15 protein-coding genes and 1 tRNA gene are annotated in these 18,398 nt (G+C 40.2%); 1 reads left to right on the plus strand and 15 read right to left on the minus strand.

The genetic code is table 11. The features are described from left to right. Positions 1–179: 179 nt before the first annotated feature. From tviB to MTF66_RS15390, 5 genes are all read right to left on the minus strand, one after another. Positions 180–1,460, minus strand: coding sequence for a Vi polysaccharide biosynthesis UDP-N-acetylglucosamine C-6 dehydrogenase TviB (gene tviB, locus MTF66_RS15370; RefSeq protein WP_248527621.1), 1,281 nt, complete (start codon positions 1,458–1,460; stop codon positions 180–182). Positions 1,461–1,530: 70 nt separating this feature from the next. Next, positions 1,531–2,502, minus strand: a complete 972-nt coding sequence (locus MTF66_RS15375; RefSeq protein WP_010390601.1) for a Wzz/FepE/Etk N-terminal domain-containing protein — start codon at positions 2,500–2,502, stop codon at positions 1,531–1,533. Positions 2,503–2,968: 466 nt separating this feature from the next. Beyond that, on the minus strand, positions 2,969–5,635 hold the full coding sequence (locus MTF66_RS15380) for an SLBB domain-containing protein (protein ID WP_010390600.1): 2,667 nt from the start codon (positions 5,633–5,635) through the stop codon (positions 2,969–2,971). Positions 5,636–5,758: 123 nt separating this feature from the next. Further along, positions 5,759–6,541 (minus strand): YdiY family protein, encoded by a 783-nt coding sequence (locus tag MTF66_RS15385; protein ID WP_248527622.1) that lies wholly within the window; start codon positions 6,539–6,541, stop codon positions 5,759–5,761. Between the two features lie 96 nt (positions 6,542–6,637). Then, positions 6,638–7,456, minus strand: coding sequence for a mechanosensitive ion channel family protein (locus tag MTF66_RS15390; RefSeq protein ID WP_010390598.1), 819 nt, complete (start codon positions 7,454–7,456; stop codon positions 6,638–6,640). Positions 7,457–7,878: 422 nt separating this feature from the next. Between MTF66_RS15390 and MTF66_RS15395 the strand changes: the two genes are divergently transcribed. Further along, positions 7,879–7,954, plus strand: a tRNA-His gene (locus MTF66_RS15395). A 330-nt stretch (positions 7,955–8,284) separates the two neighbouring features. Here the strand turns inward: MTF66_RS15395 and MTF66_RS15400 are convergent. The 10 genes from MTF66_RS15400 to trmJ form a co-directional block, all read right to left on the minus strand. After that, positions 8,285–9,826, minus strand: coding sequence for a PAS domain-containing methyl-accepting chemotaxis protein (locus MTF66_RS15400; protein WP_248527623.1), 1,542 nt, complete (start codon positions 9,824–9,826; stop codon positions 8,285–8,287). A gap of 472 nt (positions 9,827–10,298) precedes the next feature. Further along, positions 10,299–11,726: an NAD-dependent succinate-semialdehyde dehydrogenase gene (locus MTF66_RS15405; RefSeq protein WP_248527624.1), complete on the minus strand. Its 1,428-nt coding sequence runs from the start codon at positions 11,724–11,726 to the stop codon at positions 10,299–10,301. Between the two features lie 302 nt (positions 11,727–12,028). After that, a complete protein-coding gene (fdx, locus tag MTF66_RS15410) occupies positions 12,029–12,367 on the minus strand; it encodes an ISC system 2Fe-2S type ferredoxin (protein WP_008113929.1) in 339 nt (112 codons plus the stop codon). An 11-nt stretch (positions 12,368–12,378) separates the two neighbouring features. Next, a complete protein-coding gene (hscA, locus tag MTF66_RS15415) occupies positions 12,379–14,241 on the minus strand; it encodes a Fe-S protein assembly chaperone HscA (protein WP_054202354.1) in 1,863 nt (620 codons plus the stop codon). Between the two features lie 42 nt (positions 14,242–14,283). Beyond that, positions 14,284–14,811: a co-chaperone HscB gene (hscB, locus tag MTF66_RS15420; protein WP_138623799.1), complete on the minus strand. Its 528-nt coding sequence runs from the start codon at positions 14,809–14,811 to the stop codon at positions 14,284–14,286. Positions 14,812–14,879: 68 nt separating this feature from the next. After that, complete coding sequence (iscA, locus tag MTF66_RS15425) at positions 14,880–15,203, minus strand: iron-sulfur cluster assembly protein IscA (protein ID WP_008113924.1); 324 nt, start codon at positions 15,201–15,203, stop codon at positions 14,880–14,882. Between the two features lie 9 nt (positions 15,204–15,212). Further along, entirely contained in the window at positions 15,213–15,596 is a 384-nt protein-coding gene (iscU, locus tag MTF66_RS15430; RefSeq protein WP_054202356.1) for a Fe-S cluster assembly scaffold IscU, read from the minus strand. Positions 15,597–15,636: 40 nt separating this feature from the next. Beyond that, positions 15,637–16,854, minus strand: a complete 1,218-nt coding sequence (locus MTF66_RS15435) for an IscS subfamily cysteine desulfurase (RefSeq protein WP_008113922.1) — start codon at positions 16,852–16,854, stop codon at positions 15,637–15,639. Between the two features lie 24 nt (positions 16,855–16,878). Beyond that, on the minus strand, positions 16,879–17,370 hold the full coding sequence (gene iscR, locus MTF66_RS15440; RefSeq protein ID WP_008113921.1) for a Fe-S cluster assembly transcriptional regulator IscR: 492 nt from the start codon (positions 17,368–17,370) through the stop codon (positions 16,879–16,881). Positions 17,371–17,572: 202 nt separating this feature from the next. Beyond that, positions 17,573–18,298, minus strand: a complete 726-nt coding sequence (gene trmJ, locus MTF66_RS15445) for a tRNA (cytosine(32)/uridine(32)-2'-O)-methyltransferase TrmJ (protein WP_248527675.1) — start codon at positions 18,296–18,298, stop codon at positions 17,573–17,575. Positions 18,299–18,398 lie beyond the last annotated feature (100 nt).

Here is an 18,398-nt window from a genome sequence, read left to right on the forward strand (position 1 = left end):
TTTAAAAAATTAGGTTCTAGGTTCTAGGTTCTAGGTTCTAGGTTCTAGGTTCTAGGTTCTAGGTTCTAGGTTCTAGGTTCTAGGTTCTATAAAAGTATTAAAACATTTACTTTACCGTCAAAGATTTTCTAGCTTTACTTCTAGTGCCTTTATCTTCCTAGCGCCGAGTGCCTATGGCTTTACAAACGCATATCTACACTTTGTTTCGGTAGTACGTATTTTAAGTCGTAAAGTACATGATCTACTTTGCCTAGCCTACGAATTTTATCAGCCCCCATTTCTTTAAATTCGTTATGCCCGACTGCAATTATTATTGCATCATAGTTATTTTTTTTATACTCATCGGTTAAGCTCAAACCATATTCATTTTGTGCTTCCTCGTTTGAACACCAAGGATCTACAATATCTACATTTATATTGTATTCTTTTAGCTCTGTAACGATATCTGTCACTTTTGTATTACGTAAGTCAGGACAATTTTCCTTAAATGTTAGTCCCATCACTAACACGTTTGCACCATCTACATGAATACGCTTTTTAAGCATGCTTTTTACAAGTTCAGATACAACATGCTTACCCATACCATCATTTAATCTTCGTCCCGCTAAAATCATTTCTGGGTGATAGCCTACAGTCTGCGCTTTGTGAGTTAAGTAATACGGATCCACACCTATACAATGCCCTCCAACTAAGCCTGGTCTAAATGGTAAAAAATTCCACTTTGTACCTGCAGCCTCTAAAACCTCAAGAGTATCAATATCCAATTTATTAAAAATGATTGATAGTTCATTAATTAAAGCAATATTCACATCACGCTGAGTGTTTTCAATTACTTTAGCTGCCTCAGCAACTTTAATTGAACTTGCCTTGTGAGTACCTGCAGTAATAATTGACTTATAAAGCTGGTCAATTTTTTCAGCTATTTCAGGAGTTGAACCTGAAGTTACTTTTAATATGTTAGTTACGCGGTGCTCTTTATCTCCTGGGTTTATACGCTCTGGTGAATAGCCCGCAAAGAAATCTTTATTAAATACAAGGCCTGATACCCGCTCAACTACCGGTAAACAAGCCTCTTCAGTAGCACCAGGGTATACTGTTGACTCATAAATTATAACGTCGCCTTTTTTTACTACCTTTCCTAACATCTCACTGGCTTTTATGAGCGGTGTTAAATCTGGTTGTTTATGTGCATCAATAGGCGTTGGTACAGTTACAATATATACATTATAATTTTCAAGGTCTGATATAGTATGTGAGAAGTTAAGTTGTGGGGATTGTTTAAGTTCTTCATCACTTACTTCAAGTGTTGTATCGTGGCCTTCCTGCAATTGTTTAATACGACATTGATTAATATCGAACCCTAAAACTGGATATTTTTTCCCAAACTCAACAGCTAGTGGTAACCCCACATACCCTAAGCCAATGACTGCTATATTTATATTTTCAAAACGGCTATTCATATTTTCCTCAGCGTTGGTAAATATTTACTAGGACACCCGTAAATATTTTTAATATTTGGCTTATTAAAACCTATTTATCACTATGTTTTTTTGAAAAATGCTTAAGTAGAACAACCATAAGTGACAGCATCATTCCAAGTAAAACGCCTATAACGCATATTACTGCGCGTTTTGGTTTGAACTTAACCTCAGGTACTAATGCTGGATCAATAGTCTTAAAAACATATTCATCACGTACATTGGCAAACATGATGATTTTAGCTTGCTCTTCTACCAATTTATAAAGTACTGCACGAATATCTGCTATTTTAGTATTTTCTAATTGGTTCATTAAAAACTCAGTACTTTTATTAGCTTCAACCACGTCTCGCTCTTTCATTGTTTTATTCAAATCAACGACTAGCCAATCTACCCACTGTTTTGCAATATAGGGGGATAAATGCTCAATTGAAATCGAAACCATTCCGCTCTCTTTACTTACATCAGCATTTACAACCTGTGAAAACACTTTAAAAGCTTCCTGCATTGAAGGCTTAGGTTTAAAAGGAGACTTTACTTTTCGTAGCCATTTATTTTCAGCTTTGTTATAAACTTCTTGATTATAAATAATTGTGTTTTTTTCACTTTCCCATGACTTAACAGCCATTAAATCTGGCAAAATATTGTGCTTTTGAATAAATTCACTGGTAAATTTACGCGATTTAAGTACCTCAAGCGCCATTTGTGTTTTATCAATCCCACCACCTGAACCTAAGTTAACTCCAGCTAAACTTGCAAGCCCACCAAACTGGCCCGAAAGAGCGCCCAATCCACCAGCTTTATCTTGCTCAGCAGGGGCAAGTAGCGCCTCAGACTTATATATATTAGGTTGGTTAATGGCATAAAAAACAGATGCCACAGCAAATAAGGTAGTTACAGCGATAATAATCCACTTGCCTTGCCAAATAGCAGTAAAGAGCTCGCGTAAGTCTATTTCGTCATCGCCAATGTTGTTTTGCAATGGTGTATTTGCCTGATTTTGGTTGTTTGAGTTGTTTTCCATTTAAATCTCATAAGTTCAGCTATCAGCTATCAGCTATCAGCTATCAGCTATCAGCTATCAGCTATCAGCTATCAAAAAGTTGTATAACAAGAACATTAGGTCAAGTTATTGTTTTAGGTTTTAGGAGTTTTAGCTCGTCCTTCGTAACACCAAACCTGCTGCTACATTTACGCGACATAAAGCCACTCTTTAAAAATAATATGCACAAAGAGAAGTGAATGAGAGAATATGAGAAAACATACCCATTTTATTTATGTCTTCCTCTTAAGCGGGGCGCTCTCTTAACCTCTTTGTGAATGTATCTATTGTTTTTAACGCGAGATAAAGTCGCTGCTACATTTGCGCGGCATAAAGCCCCGACTTCTTTAAATCCAAACACTGTGTTTGGTTTAATCTCAGTCTAAAACCTAGTTCCTAAAACCTCGAGCCTTAGAGCAGCTGCGGGATAAACCCGCACTGCATTATATTAAATACCACTTATGGCTGCTACTGCTACACCTAATTGATATAGAATCTGTGTTGCGGTGCTCCAAAGCGTTAGCTTATCCATATGGCCTGCATCTAGTGGGACAACAATGGTATCGCCAGGTTCAAGTTGGTTTGAGTTATTAACTGCAAACCAGTTGCCGGTATTTGGTATTTTTACTGAGCCGTTGGCTTTTATAATATAAATACGATCATCCGCTGCGCGCTCTTTTAAACCACCGCTTAGGTCTATGTATTCGTCTACGCTTATGCCTGCTTTATATAGATGCGAGGTAGAGTAATTAACCTCACCTATTACACTGATTGAGTCGCGTTCACTAGGCACATAAAGTACATCGCCATCTTGCAGTACTAGGTTTTGCTCATTGTTAACAATAAGCGGTAAATCTATAACTAAACGGCCTACGGCATCAACGTTAGCAAGGTCCTTCAAAAGCTTATTCATTTCATCGTAAGTAAGTGTGTTGCTACTTACTGAACTTTGAAAGCTTTTAGATGCTATATCTCGACGAAGTTCGGTAGATAAACGCGCTAGCTGTTGTTGCTCTTGCTCTTTAATTGATTGGCGAGTAAATACAGCGGCATTGGTTGCAGCAAACTCAGAAAAGCCACCGGCGCGCTTTAATAAGTTACTTAAGGTTTCACCGCGGCGAATAGTATAGGTGCCCGGAAATTTAAGCTCACCCTTTAGCTCTACTTTTAAGTTTTCTTGCCAATTTGGTATAGCAAATATATTTACGCTGTCTTTACTTTGTAATGAAATATTAGATGCTGTTTTACCTTGCATGGCGCTTTTAAGGTCAAACTTAATATGCTCAATATTTGATACATCATTAGTGGCAATTCTTGTTACTTCTGCTTGTTGTGTGTAAGCCGACTCTAACAAGCCACCTGCGGCAGTAATTAAGTCTTTTACTTCACCGCCTTCCATTAACGGGTAAATACCTGGGTACATTACACTGCCAGTAATTTCAACAATCTGCATAGCCTGCAGTACACCGGCCTGCTGCTCTAACTTAGCAATTACAGGCTTAAGTAAATTATGTCGGCTAAATAGTGCAAAGCTTTTAGCATCCTCTTCTTGTTCTTTTAGCTTTTTCTCAAGCATTTGAGCCATACTTAAATTTGGGTTTTCTTCTTCTGGCTCTGACTCTTCAGTTATTACACCAACGTATTTTTCAAACTCTTTTTGTTGGTATTCATGCCATAGTTCTGCTTTGCGTTGCTGTTCTTGCTGCTCTTTAGTTAACGCTAAATTTGCAAGCGCTATATCTTCTAAAGTTTTTTCTTCAAAACGACTGAATACAATAATTTTATCGTTAGGGCTAAGTTGCAAGTTGTTCTCAGTATTTTTTGTAATGGCTTTTGCTAAATCGAATTGATGAATCTCAATATCACCATTTACGTTGGTTTCACGCACTACTAATGCATAATCTAAATCAGCCTGTGGTAATAAATCACCACGCACAGAGCCTAAAATATCTGAAATGCGTTTACCCTTGTACCACTGGTAATTACCAGGTCGTACTACGGCACCAATTAAACTAATTGAAGTTTGGTATTGTTCGCCAATGGCGCTAAAGTGAATCCGATCGCCATCTTGTGGAATGTAGTTAACTTGCTCTTTGCCAAAATCTACTGAAAGCACTTCTTTGTGTTGATTATTAAAGCGCTCAACAACCACACTTTTGGCATAAGCATTAGGTTTAATACCGCCGGCCATTTTTAATAAATGCTCTGCCGTTTCACCTTTTTTAAGCTCAAAAATAGCAGGACGCTTTACTAAACCGTCAACTGTTACTTGCTCTCCTACCGATGGAATAAACACCACATCGCCAGGCTTTAAAATAATATCGTTGCTGCTATCACCACGAATAAGTAAATCGTATAGGTCAAAATTAGCAACAAGTTTACCACCGCGCTTTACTTGAATATTACGCAGTGAGGCAATATCAGACACGCCACCACTTACAAATAATGCATGTGAAACAGTAGTTAGCGACGACACACTATAACTACCGGGCTTGTAAGCCTCACCTAAAACCAAAATACGAATACTGCGAAGTTTGCCAAGCGATACAAACGCTTTAACACCAATAACTTCTTGCTCTACTTTTACTTTAATTAGTTCTTTAACTTCAGCGAACGTTAAACCCGCTACTTGTACAGGGCTTAAATCGGGAATATTAATGCGGCCTTCACGGTCAACAATCACTTCAAAGCTTTCACTTTCTTTACCGTAAAAGTTAATTAATAGCTGATCGCCACGCCCTACTAAATACGTATCAGGAACGGGAGCGCTTTCATTAGGCATAAATGTGGTTGGTTCGCCTGCAAATAGGTCATAACCGAATGGCTTTACTGATTTATCTTCTGGCTTGAATCGCTCTTCATCTGTAAAAGCTCGTTCGTCGGTGGTATTACGCTCACCTACTGTGGGCTTGTCTTGTTCGTTATTTTTGCCATTAGTGCTACCAGCACCTTCAAGGCTTGAAATATCCACGCCATACTGCTTTGCCAGAGCCTGTTGTTGTGACTTAGGTAATTTTTGAAACTGCTCTAGTTGAGCGGCTGTTGGCGCAAATGCTAATGTGCTAAAGCTACATATAAGTACAAAAGTACTTAATAAATATTTAATAACGTTCACGAGTAGGTATTTCCCTAGGTCTACAACCAAAAATTGGTGGGTATCATACATTATTTACGAGCAAATAAAAAAGGGACTTTAGCCCCTTTCATAGTTTTATTACAATTTATTTACTACTTGATGTTAAAAGCTGTAAACAAGTGTTAATGAGGTCTCTGTATCAGTTGCTTCTTTGTCATCAGCCACGTCTGAGTTGTTGGTTATATTGTAGGCCACTTTCATTTGTAGTGAGCCATTAATTTTAGTCAGAAGAGCGGTTTCTGAGCGAGTTTTAGTATTGGTATCACCGTATTCCACAGATACTAACTGAGTAAAACGCGCGTTGTCTGAAATTTTCCAGCTAAAGTCTACTTTACCTAAGGCAATCACTTCGCCTTCGTATTCACCCGCTAATGAGTTGCCGTTTTCATCAACCTCTTCGCTAATATCTGGATATTTAAAATACTTATAACCCGGACCAATTTCAGCGTTTAGTTTCATGTTTGACTCGTTTAATAAACGTAAACCATAACCCGCTGAAATAACCGACTCGCTTCGGTATGCGCCAAAGTAATCAGATACGTGCGACCCATAAATAAATAAATGAGCGTGCTTTTCGTTTAATTTGTAATTACCCTGCGCTGAAATAGAGTACTTTTCGTTAGTACGCTGCTTTTCTTTAGTACCGTCGTCGTTTTCTACTTCATCTTCTTTGTAGATGCCGTCTAACTTATACTCGTTATTCCAACTTTCTAAGTTATGCAATACTTTAATACCGCCTTTTAAGGTCGTTGTTTCGGTATTACCGCTGGTAATGATAGCGCCCACTTCACTGGTTACTTCCCAGGTTTTTTGTTCTTCTTCTGATGCAAATGCACTGGTTGTAGCTGAGGCTGCTACTAAAATTGATAAAAGCTTAAGTTTCATTAAAAAATAACCCTGTAAAAAATATTCATGCTCTTTAAAGCAGCGCGCACGTTAGCAAACCTAACGTGAGCATTACCTTAATAACTTTTTAAAAAATTAGTCTTGCTTGTGCAAATGCACATCCATTTGTGGAAATGGAATAGTAATGTCGGCGTCGTCTAACGCTATTTTAATGTTTTCCATTAACGACCAGTATGTTGGCCAGTAATCTTCTGAGTTAACCCAAGGGCGTACGATAAAGTTAACGCTTGAATCGGCAAGCTCAGAAACCGATACGTTGTATGCAGGATCTTTTAAAATGCGTGATTCGTTATCTAGTACTGATTTAAGTACTTCTTTTGCTTTACGTAAATCGGCGTCGTAGCCAACACCAATCACAAGATCAACGCGACGCGTTGCTTCGCGCGAGTAGTTAATAATTGCATCTGACATTATTTTTGAATTAGGCATTACAATAACTTTGTTATCAGGAGTGCGCATTTCTGTTGAAAATATTTCGATTTTTTTAATCGTACCAGCTTTACCGCCGGCTTCAACGTAGTCACCAGATTTAAATGGGCGTAGTAAAATAATTAGCACACCAGATGCAAAGTTAGATAACGACCCTTGCAGTGCTAAGCCAACCGCTAAACCTGCAGCACCTAAAATCGCAATGAATGACGTGGTTTCGATACCGATTTGTGACAGCGCCATTAAAATAGTGGCTGCAAATACAATGGCATACACAATACTAGATACAAACGATGAAACCGCTACATCTACTTTCTTCTTGTCGAATGCTTTAGCGGTTAAATTTGCACAAAACTTGGCAATTCGGCCACCGAGTAAAAATATAACAAGCGCTATAACTGCTTGAATACCATAGTGTAAAATTAAGCCTGAATTTTCATTCAGCCAATTGAGTATTGAATCCATATTAACTCCTGATAGTGTTATTAAGCAGTTTAGCGATATTGTTTGTAGTATTGTAAATCTTTAATAGGTGTTTGCAACAACGTTTTACTAAGGGGTTAGGGATTTAAGCCACGAGTGTAGAGGTTCGAGGTTCGAGGTTCGAGGTTCGAGGTTCGAGGTTCGAGGTTCGAGGTTCGAGGTTCGAGGTTCGAGGAGTTTAAAAACCTTACGGTTAATATAGCAAGGTTTTTTATACCCGTAGGCGGGAGTTTACCTCGCGCAGGGTTTAGGCGTTAGGCCCGTTGCCCGTTGCCCGTTGCCCGTTGCCAATAAGCTTAAATTTAGAATACTTATAATAAGTTTAATTTTTTTTGATTTTTTGCTTCACAAGCATAGGGATATTATGTATTATGCGCGCCACACCAAACAAGGTGTATGTAGTGGCGGTTGTAGCTCAGTTGGTAGAGCCCCGGATTGTGATTCCGGTTGTCGCGGGTTCGAGCCCCGTCAATCGCCCCACTATTTTCTAAGTCCTCTCAGTAATATCCAAAGTTAATTTTTTAGTTATATCTAGTTCTCATAAAGCCAAACATAAAATAAAAAGTACACTCTTATCTGTAGCCGCCGGTTTCCCCAGCGTTGATTTATATCGTTATTTGGTGCTTTTGATAAAAGCCTGATGCGACATGAAGTCACTGCTAAATAAATATTAAAAATAACACCAGTAGTAGCAGGTTTTCCCCGCACCACACAGCCCGTTGCCCATATTTGACGCTTTAGGCGCGCTGAGAACATGTTATATTCTCAGCGCCTCATACACTTGGGTATTTGCTGCCCTTGCTTAAGTTGTTAACCTACTTTAAAAGAAAGACCTAGTGACGCTAATGCTTTAGAGTGTTTTTCAATCGCATCAGACTCTGTACCTACACTATGCGCTTGGGCTAAGTTTTCTGAAGACGCACTACTAATATTTGAAATATTACGGCTAATTTCTTGCGATACCATGCTTTGTTCTTCCGCAGCGGTTGATATTTGCGTTGCTAAATCAGAAATATCAGTAATTGCAGCATATACTTTTGAGACGATATCTTGGCTATTGCGGGTTTCTTTAACACAGCTCTCTGCCGCATTCTTACCAGCTTCCATTGTTTTTGACCAGTTGAGTAACGTAGACTGCATTTCAGATATAGAAACTTGAATTTGCTCTGTAGCGGTATGCGTTCTACTTGAGAGTGCTCGCACTTCATCAGCAACAACCGAGAACCCTCTACCATGCTCACCGGCACGCGCAGCTTCTATAGCCGCATTAAGTGCAAGTAAATTTGTTTGATCGGCAATCCCTTGTATCTCTTGCATTATGCCACCAATTTTTTCAGCCTCTGTTGCTAGCTCGCTCGCTGAACTTGCCGAGTTATCCACCTCGTTGGCGAGTAACGATACTTCACGCATGGTGCCTGACATCGCTTGCGTTGCGCTTTCGCAGTCTTGGTGAGCTTGTTGCACTCGTTGGTTAGTTACTAAAGTATTTTTTGCTACTTCATCAATTGAATGCACCATTTCCTCAACGGCAGACGACACTTGATGTAATTCAGACGCTTCTTTTTCAACACCGGCCTGCGCAGCTTCAGCACAAGTTTTAAGGGAGTCAGCACCTTTACTCAGGCTTAAAGTACCATCAATAATACGGCCAACAATGGTCGTTACTTTACCCTCAAGTAATTTAATCTGAAAATCACTATAGCTAAGGCTGTCGCTACCAGAATAAATATGCCGAGATACGCTATCTGGACCTGCTTTGGTTTTTTTGATTGTGCTTTGCGAACGAATTAACTCTTCATAAAAAATAACAAAAGGCAGAGGAACAAACAGTAAACATAACCAGAACATATAACTTGTTAACCAAGCAATTAAAGCTGCACAGCCAATAAATAGAGGAAGTTTAAATGCGGCTAATTTTTCAGTTAAAGGGACAATTGATTGACCGTTGTTTAAACGTTGGTAAAGCTTTTCTGCGCGGCTTTTATATTCTGGAAGGAGTTGTTGGCGAACTGATTGATAACCTACTTTTTTACCGTTTTCGTAAATAGGGGTAACAAATGCATCAACCCAGTAATAACGCCCATCTTTACATCTATTTTTTACAGCTCCTCGCCATGCGGTATCGCTTTTTAAATTAGACCACATATCACCAAATGCCGCAGGTGGCATCTCTGGGTGGCGAACCATGTTATGGTTTTTCCCTTTTAACTCATTAATGGTATACCCTGAAACTTTACAAAAGCTATCATTTGCATAGGTGATAACCCCTCGTAAATCTGTTGTAGAAACTAACTCTTCGTCAATGCCAAACGAAACTTCCTGGTCTACCGTTGCTTGATTTCTTCTACTCATAGTGGGTGCTTCATTATTTTTTAATGGATGAATTTGCGGAATGTTAATTTATAAGTGTATAAAACACAATTATACATTTTTACTATATGTTAATAGTATTGAAACTACTGAAACTTTATTCTACTCATTCACACACCAAAAATATACATTTAAAAACATACAGTTACAAATGTTCACGCGAATTAAAAAGAATTACTCTTTCATAAAAGCCTACTTTTAAAAAGGATATAAGCAGAATAGCATCTAACTAAGAATAGTTTAGACCTACAAGGAGGAAGTAGCCAAAAACCTCTCCTTAAAAAAGGGCAAAAAAATGCCACCAAAATGGTGGCATTTACACACGGGGGTATTTCTACTTATAGAAATTTTTTACTTTTTGTTTACTTAAACATTTTTTTGAAAGGTAGCATTTACACCCATTTCAAGCAACTTAAAACGCTAAACGGTTAACTCATCGGAACAGTTTATAGAGTTAAACTCTAATACATACGTATTTTTCTTCTAGGTATTCATCTAAACCTTGGTGACCCCCCTCTCTTCCAAGACCTGATTGTTTTACCCCACCGAACGGTGCTACAGGGTTTGATATAACCCCCTCATTTACACCTATCATGCCAAACTCTAACCCTTCGCTTATACGATAGATTTGTTTAATGTTTTGGCTATAAAAATACGCAGCTAATCCATAAGGGACATCATTAGCAAGTGCAAGGACTTCGCTTTCTTCATCAAATGGGATCACCGTTAATACAGGGCCAAACACTTCTTCGTGATAAATATCCATTTGTGTAGTGACATTAGTAACTATTAATGGGTTTTGAAAGCTGCCACCTAAATTACTGTTATCTCCAATTAGCGTAGCGCCATTATCGAGAGCATCTTTAATCAGTTGTTGCACTTTCTCTTTTGCTTTGGGATAAATAAGCGGGCCTATGTCGGCATTTTCATCAAAACCGTTTGCAACGTTGAGCGCAGCGACTTTGGGTGTAATTTTTTCAAGCACTTCATTTAATATACTGCGCTGGATGAATATACGGTTTGCCGCTACACACGCTTGGCCACTGTTTCTAAATTTAGCTGCCATTAGGCCATCAATAGCGTCATCAATATCGGCATTATCAAAAATAATGAACGGCGCATTGCCACCTAATTCCATTGATGTTTTTTTAATTGTCTGTGCACACTGTGATAGTAACTGCTTACCTACACCTGTAGAGCCAGTAAAGGTAAACTTACGTACCACCTCTGAGTCAGTCAACATTTTACCAACGTCTTTAGCGTTTTGTGATACCAACACATTAAATGCGCCTTTCACAAAGCCAGCCTGATCAGCTAAATACGCTAAAGCAATAGCACATAGTGGTGTATGTTCAGAAGGTTTTAAAATGAAACTACAGCCAGCAGCATAAGCAGGGGCTACTTTTCGAGTTACCATAGCCACAGGAAAGTTCCATGGTGTTATACCGGCAACCACGCCAATAGGCTGTTTATAACTGGTTAGGCGATGCTGATTGTCGGTTGCAGGGATCACATCCCCATAGCTACGTTTAGCTTGCTCAGCAAACCACTTAATAAAGCCGGCGCCATAATCTATTTCACCGAGAGATTCTTTAAGTGGTTTCCCCTGCTCTTTGGTCATAAGTGTAGCTAATGTGTGTTTATGTTTAATCACCAACTCATACCAGCGCATCAGAGTTTCACTTCGCTCGGTTGCATTGGTGGCTTTTAATTTTACAAACGCGCCTTTTGCCGCATTAATAGCTGTTTTTACACCTTGCTCGTCAATGTCACTTACATCAACAATACTTTGTTCGGTGGCGGGATCATCAACGCTAAAGCGTGTGCTGGTTTTATAAAATTCACCGTTTATAAACGAGTCTGAAAAAATAAGATCACTCAAAATACACCTCCGAAATGGGTTTTGGGTTTTGGGCCTTGGGCCTTGGGCCTTGGGCCTTGGGCCTTGGGCTTCGGGCTTCGGGCTTCGGGCTTCGGGCTTCGGGCTTCGGGCTTCGGGCTTCGATAAATTAAAAAGCCTTATGGTTAACACTACAAGAGTTTTTATTTTAATTTACCCGCCGCTAGTAACCTTTAACCTTTAACCTTTAAAAAGACGCGGGGTAAACCCGCTGCTACTTAATACAAACAAAAAAGCCGCTGTATCAAACAGCGGCTTTTAATATAATAGTCGTTAATTAAAAACTAGTGTTCTTCATTAACGATATTGAGATTGTACTTAGGTATTTCAACCACTAAGTCTTCATCTCTAATGATTGCTTGGCAACCTAAACGTGACTCAGGCTCTAAACCCCAAGCTTTATCTAGCATGTCGTCTTCTAGGTCGTCACTTTCATCTAATGAGTCAAAACCTTCACGGATCACTAAGTGACAGGTTGTACATGCACATGACTTTTCACAGGCATGAGGAATGCTAATGCCATTTTTAAGCGCGATATCAAGTACCGTTTCGCCAGCGGGCGCTTCTATTGCTGCACCGTCAGGACACAACTCCGGATGGGGAAGAAAAACAATTTGTGGCATTCTAATCTCTCTTATATATTGTCTACTGACTGGCCTGTTAAGGCTTTTTTAATTGATGCATCCATTCTACGCGCGGCAAAATCACTACTCGCATTGTCCATTTTTTCAATGGCTGCTTTAATTTCGCTTGGCTCTTGTGCACTCTCGCGTACTTTTGCAAGTTCGTTTATTTCCACTTTTAGTGCCGCTAGTTGCTCAGGCTCAAGTAAATCGCCATCAGCAGCTAAAGAGGCTTCCATTGCTTCTATTACTCGAAGCGCTTCAACTTGTTGCTCTTTAAGCATACGCGCTTGCATGTCGCCTTTAGCGTTACTCATCGACTCTTTAAGCATATTAGCAACTTGGTCGTCAGACAAACCAAACGACGGTTTTACTTGTATTTCTGCTTGAACGCCAGTTGATTTTTCCATGGCTGATACGCTTAGTAAACCATCAGCGTCTACTTTAAAGGTAACGCGAATATGCGCCGCTCCCGCCGCCATAGGTGGAATGCCTTTTAAGCTAAATTTTGCCAGCGATCGACAATCGTCAACCAGTTCACGCTCACCTTGTAATACATGCAACGACATAGCCGTTTGACCATCTTTAAACGTTGTAAATTCTTGCGCACGTGCAACTGGGATAGTGGTATTGCGTGGAATGATTTTTTCAACCAAGCCACCCATGGTCTCAAGTCCTAGCGACAACGGTAACACATCCAGCAATAACATGTCTGAATCTGGCTTGTTACCAATTAATACGTCAGCTTGTAATGCTGCACCCAGTGCAACAACACGATCAGGATCAATTGAAGTAAGTGGTTGTTTATCAAAAAACTCGCCAACTTGAGTACGTACCAACGGCATGCGGGTTGAACCGCCAACCATCACCACTTGTAGTACTTCTTGGTTTTCAATACCGGCATCTTTTACTGCACGACGACATGAGCGGAGCGTTTTTTTAACCAGTGGCATAGCCAGCTCGTTAAACTTCTCTCGCGTTACTTCAACCATGTATTTTTCATCGTCAAACTCAAGGCCAACATTCACTTTTTCGTATTGGCTGAGTGCTTCTTTACAGGCTTTGGCTTTATTTATAAATAAACGTAATACCGAAGGAGATAAGCCCGTTACGCCGGTTTCTTGTTTTAGGTAATCAACTAATAATGAGTCAAAGTCGTCGCCGCCTAGGCTTGAATCGCCACCAGTGGCCAATACTTCAAACACGCCTTTATTTAAGCGCAGTATAGAAATATCAAATGTTCCGCCACCTAAGTCATAAACAGCAATTATGCCTTCTTGGCCTGAGTCTAAACCATAAGCAACGGCAGCCGCAGTTGGCTCGTTTAATAAACGCAGTACATTAATGCCGGCAAGTTCAGCCGCATCTTTAGTGCTTTGGCGCTGTGCATCATCGAAATAGGCCGGTACGGTGATAACCGCGCCTAAAATATCTTGATTACCAAAGCTTTGTTCTGCACGTGCTTTTAAGGCACCTAAAATATGACTTGATGCTTTTACTGGGCTGATTTTTCCGGCTTCAGTTGCTATAGCAAGTGCACCGTTATCATCGCAAAACTGATAAGGCAGTTGGCCATAGCTTTGTTCTATTTCGGCTTGGGTTTTACCTAAAAAGCGCTTAACTGAAATGAGTGTATTAACCGGATCGAGTGTAGCCGCTTGCATTGCGTCTGCACCTACGGTTATACCACCAGCTTGGTAACGCACTACAGACGGTAACATTGCTTCGCCTGACTCATCAGTAATAGTACGAGCTTCGCCGCTTTGTACGGTTGCCACTAATGAGTTTGTAGTACCTAAATCAATACCAATTGCTAATTTATGTTCATGTGGTGCCGCGCTCTGCCCCGGCTCAGCAATTTGCAATAATGCCATAATGCTCTTTAAACTCGTGTTGCTCGCTTTGCAGCAAGTGAATTAATCGTCAAATAAACTATCTTCAATGCGTTCAAGCTCGTCGCGTAACTTATAGACAAACTTTAGCTTACGGATACTGTCCGCTGCTTGTTGATATTGCTGTTCATCGTTACTTGCTAACTGCTCTGCCAATTGCGCACTGTATTGCTGATCAAGCTGTTTGATTTGTTTTTCAAAATGGGCAATAGCAGAATCAGGATCGCTTGCGGTCGCTAACTCTTCAAGTTCTTCTCGAAGCTCCATTTGCTGCATTAAAAACATGGGATCTTGTAATGTTTGCTGCTCAGCGCGAATATCTACGCCTAGCTCGCTCAGCATATATTCTGCACGTTTAACGGGGTGCTTAAGTGTTTGCAGTGCATCATTAATTTCGGCAGTACTTTGTACGGCCATTAATTTATCACGACTGCTAGCATTAGCATGGCGATCAGGGTGAACAGCACGTTGAAGTTCTAAGTAGTGCTTGTTGATCGTTGCTAAATCAATATTGTAGTCAACGGGAATTGCAAATAACTCAAAATAACGCATAACTTCTCACAAATGACAAAGCCCTACATTAATTGGCAGGGCTTAGTTATATCAAAACAAGTTTGAGCTTAAACGGTAAAGCTTTCGCCACAACCACACTCATCAGCTTGATTAGGGTTGTTAAATTTAAACCCTTCATTTAAGCCTTCTTTAGTGTAGTCGAGCTCAGTGCCGTCGATATAAACTAAGCTTTTAGCGTCAACAATTAAGGTAACGCCTTTGGCCGCAAATGTTTCATCGTCATCGTTTAGCTCATCAACAAACTCTAATACATAAGCAAGACCTGAACAGCCCGTCGTTTTAATGCCAACTCGCAGGCCTATGCCTTTACCACGGTTTGCTAAAAATGATTGTACGCGGTTTGCTGCCGCATCTGTCAATGTCACTGCCATGAATATCTCTTAGTTTGTATGTTTGCTTTTGTAATCTGCAATTGCTGCTTGAATTGCATCTTCTGCTAAAATTGAACAGTGAATTTTCACTGGTGGTAATTCTAGCTCTGCGCTGATATCGGTATTTTTGATAGTAGACGCTTCGTCTAGTGTTTTGCCTTTAACCCACTCTGTTACCAGTGAAGATGAAGCAATTGCACTACCACAGCCGTACGTTTTGAATTTTGCATCTTCAATCACGCCTTCTGCAGACACTTTAATTTGCAGTTTCATTACGTCACCACATGCTGGTGCGCCTACCATACCCGTTGCCACTGACGGATCGTTTTTATCTAGAGCACCTACGTTACGTGGGTTTTCTACGTGGTCGATTACTTTATCACTGTAAGCCATAATTCTATCCTCACTACCTGCTAGGTATGGGCTCCACTAATTAGTGGTGCGCCCATTCAACTGAATCTAAATCAACACCTTCTTGGTGCATTTCCCAAAGAGGAGACATTTCACGTAAACGGCCAATCGAGTTTTTCATTAGCTCAACGGTGTAATCAATCTCTTCTTCGGTGGTAAAACGGCCAATACTAAAACGAATTGAACTATGTGCTAATTCGTCGTTGCGGCCTAATGCACGTAATACGTAAGAAGGTTCTAAACTTGCAGATGTACAGGCTGAACCTGACGATACCGCAATATCTTTAACGGCCATTAGTAACGACTCACCTTCAACAAAGTTAAAGCTGATATTAACAATACCAGGTACTGATTGGTCTTGTGTGCCGTTAAAGTACACTTCGTCCATATCTGTTAAAATGCCGTCGATTAGGCGTTTACGTAACGCACTGATGTGTGCGTGATCTTTTTCAAAATCTTGTTTTGCAATTCTAAATGCTGCGCCCATACCTACTAACTGATGGGTTGCTAATGTACCAGAACGCATACCACGTTCATGGCCGCCACCGTGCATTTGTGCTTCTAAACGTGCACGTGGTTTACGACGAACATACAAAGCACCTACGCCTTTAGGGCCGTATACTTTGTGCGCCGAGAATGACATAAAATCTACTTTGGTTTGTTGCACATCGATTAAAACTTTACCTGCGCTTTGTGCTGCATCTACGTGGAACATAATTTTACGTTCGCGACACATTTCACCAATAGTGTTGATGTCTTGGATTACACCTAGCTCGTTATTTACATGCATAATGCTTACAAGCACGGTGTCGTCACGCATCGTATCTGCTAATTTTTGCAGATCAAGTAGGCCGTTTTCTTCAACGTCCATATAAGTTACTTCAAACCCTTGACGCTCAAGCTCACGACATGTGTCGATAACTGCTTTGTGTTCAGTTTTAGCGGTAATAACATGCTTACCTTTTTTCTTGTAAAACTGAGCTGCACCTTTAATAGCAAGGTTATTTGATTCTGTTGCACCCGATGTGAATACAATTTCACGTGGGTCTGCATTAATTAAATCGGCAATGTCAGTACGTGCTTGGTCAACGACTTCTTCAGCTTGCCAACCAAAACGGTGTGAACGCGATGCTGGATTACCAAAATTACCGTCCATAGTCAGGCACTGCATCATTTCTTTGGCAACTCGTTCGTCAACGGGCGTAGTTGCTGCGTAATCTAAATAAATCGGTAACTTCATTTCTCTCTCCGCTGCAGGTCAACCTTAAAGTTGACAGCTTACTTGAATATTTTCCAACTGCTTAATTGCATCATTAACGCTGTTTTCTTGGCGAAGAGCGACCGCTTTAACGTCCGACTTTTCGACCAGTTCAGCTAAGGTAATATTATTTAAAAATTCTTCAATTCGTGCGCTTAAGTCTGACCACAATGTATGGGTTAAACAACGCATACCACTTTGACAACCAGTATTGCTTCGCTGACACCGTGTAGCGTCAACAGATTCATCTACCGCATTGATAACATCGCCAACTGAAATTACATCAGCCTCACGTCCTAGTAAATAGCCCCCACCAGGACCTCGAACAGAACTCACTAGCCCATTCTTACGTAAACGGGCGAATAACTGCTCAAGATAAGACAAAGAAATTTCTTGGCGCTGCGAAATATCTGCAAGCGCTACAGGGCCTATATTTGCATGTAGTGCAACATCCAGCATGGCTGTAACGGCATATCTGCCTTTTGATGTTAACTTCATAACGCCCCCCGCACAAAAGAGTGCAAATTTTAATTACCAGAGTAGATTAGTCAAGTATTATCCTGATTGGCTAGCCTCAAATGGCTGCCGATAAACTTGAAATACCCGACTGTTTTGGTCAAGTATTGGGTCTATTGTAATTACCTGAGTAATTTAGTCAAGTATTAGTGGGGTAATAAAGGGCGCTATTTATAACTAATTGCTATTTTATAGACTTATTAATTGAGGTAAGAATACCTCGTAATATGTTCATTTCAGCATCTTCAGGGCGAGCACGATTAAACAGGCGACGTAGCTTAGTCATTACCATGCCTGGGTGCTGCTTAATGATGAAGCCTGTTTTAAACAAGGTCTCTTCAAGATGTTCGTAAAACAGCTCTGTTTGTTTAGACGATGGATATAGGGTGTCGTCTTCTTCTTGTTCCGCTTTAGGCTGTTGATTTAAAAATGCCATGCGCGTTTCATAACATAAGGTTTGTACTGCCATGGCTAAATTTAGCGAGCTGTATTCTGGGTTAGCAGGAATACACACATGGTAATTACACAGTTGTAATTCTTCGTTTGTTAAGCCACTGTTTTCACGACCAAATACAAGTGCTACAGGGCCATTTACAGCTTCGCCAACAAGCTTTTCACCACATTCACGCGGCTCAACCATAGGCCACGACAATGTACGCGAGCGAGCGCTAGTACCAATAGTTAATGCACAATCAGCAATGGCATCGGCAACCGTATCAACAATAACCGCATTACCAAGTACATCTGTAGCACCTGCAGCCAGTGCGCTGGCATGACTATCTATTTCACAAGCAGGATCTACAAGGTATAACTTTGATAATCCCATGGTTTTCATGGCACGTGCCGCAGAACCAATATTGCCAGAATGTGAGGTATTAACTAAAACGATGCGGATATCATCTAAGATCATTACAGTGCTACTTATCGAGTACAAAAAAATTGCGCAAATTCTAGCATGAAAACGCGCTGAGATCCTATATTCAATAGTCGAGATCTTAAAGTTCAGTTCG

Source organism: Pseudoalteromonas sp. 2CM39R (assembly GCF_023161845.1).

Coding starts and splice junctions, on each gene's coding strand:
- tviB (WP_248527621.1), bottom strand. CDS start 1,460: ATGAATAGCCGTTTTGAAAATATAAATATAGCAGTCATTGGCTTAGGG.
- MTF66_RS15400 (WP_248527623.1), bottom strand. CDS start 9,826: ATGAGTAGAAGAAATCAAGCAACGGTAGACCAGGAAGTTTCGTTTGGC.
- trmJ (WP_248527675.1), bottom strand. CDS start 18,298: ATGATCTTAGATGATATCCGCATCGTTTTAGTTAATACCTCACATTCT.
- MTF66_RS15390 (WP_010390598.1), bottom strand. CDS start 7,456: ATGGATTCAATACTCAATTGGCTGAATGAAAATTCAGGCTTAATTTTA.
- iscR (WP_008113921.1), bottom strand. CDS start 17,370: ATGAAGTTAACATCAAAAGGCAGATATGCCGTTACAGCCATGCTGGAT.
- hscB (WP_138623799.1), bottom strand. CDS start 14,811: ATGCGTTATTTTGAGTTATTTGCAATTCCCGTTGACTACAATATTGAT.
- iscA (WP_008113924.1), bottom strand. CDS start 15,203: ATGGCAGTGACATTGACAGATGCGGCAGCAAACCGCGTACAATCATTT.
- MTF66_RS15385 (WP_248527622.1), bottom strand. CDS start 6,541: ATGAAACTTAAGCTTTTATCAATTTTAGTAGCAGCCTCAGCTACAACC.
- fdx (WP_008113929.1), bottom strand. CDS start 12,367: ATGCCACAAATTGTTTTTCTTCCCCATCCGGAGTTGTGTCCTGACGGT.
- hscA (WP_054202354.1), bottom strand. CDS start 14,241: ATGGCATTATTGCAAATTGCTGAGCCGGGGCAGAGCGCGGCACCACAT.
- iscU (WP_054202356.1), bottom strand. CDS start 15,596: ATGGCTTACAGTGATAAAGTAATCGACCACGTAGAAAACCCACGTAAC.
- MTF66_RS15435 (WP_008113922.1), bottom strand. CDS start 16,854: ATGAAGTTACCGATTTATTTAGATTACGCAGCAACTACGCCCGTTGAC.
- MTF66_RS15375 (WP_010390601.1), bottom strand. CDS start 2,502: ATGGAAAACAACTCAAACAACCAAAATCAGGCAAATACACCATTGCAA.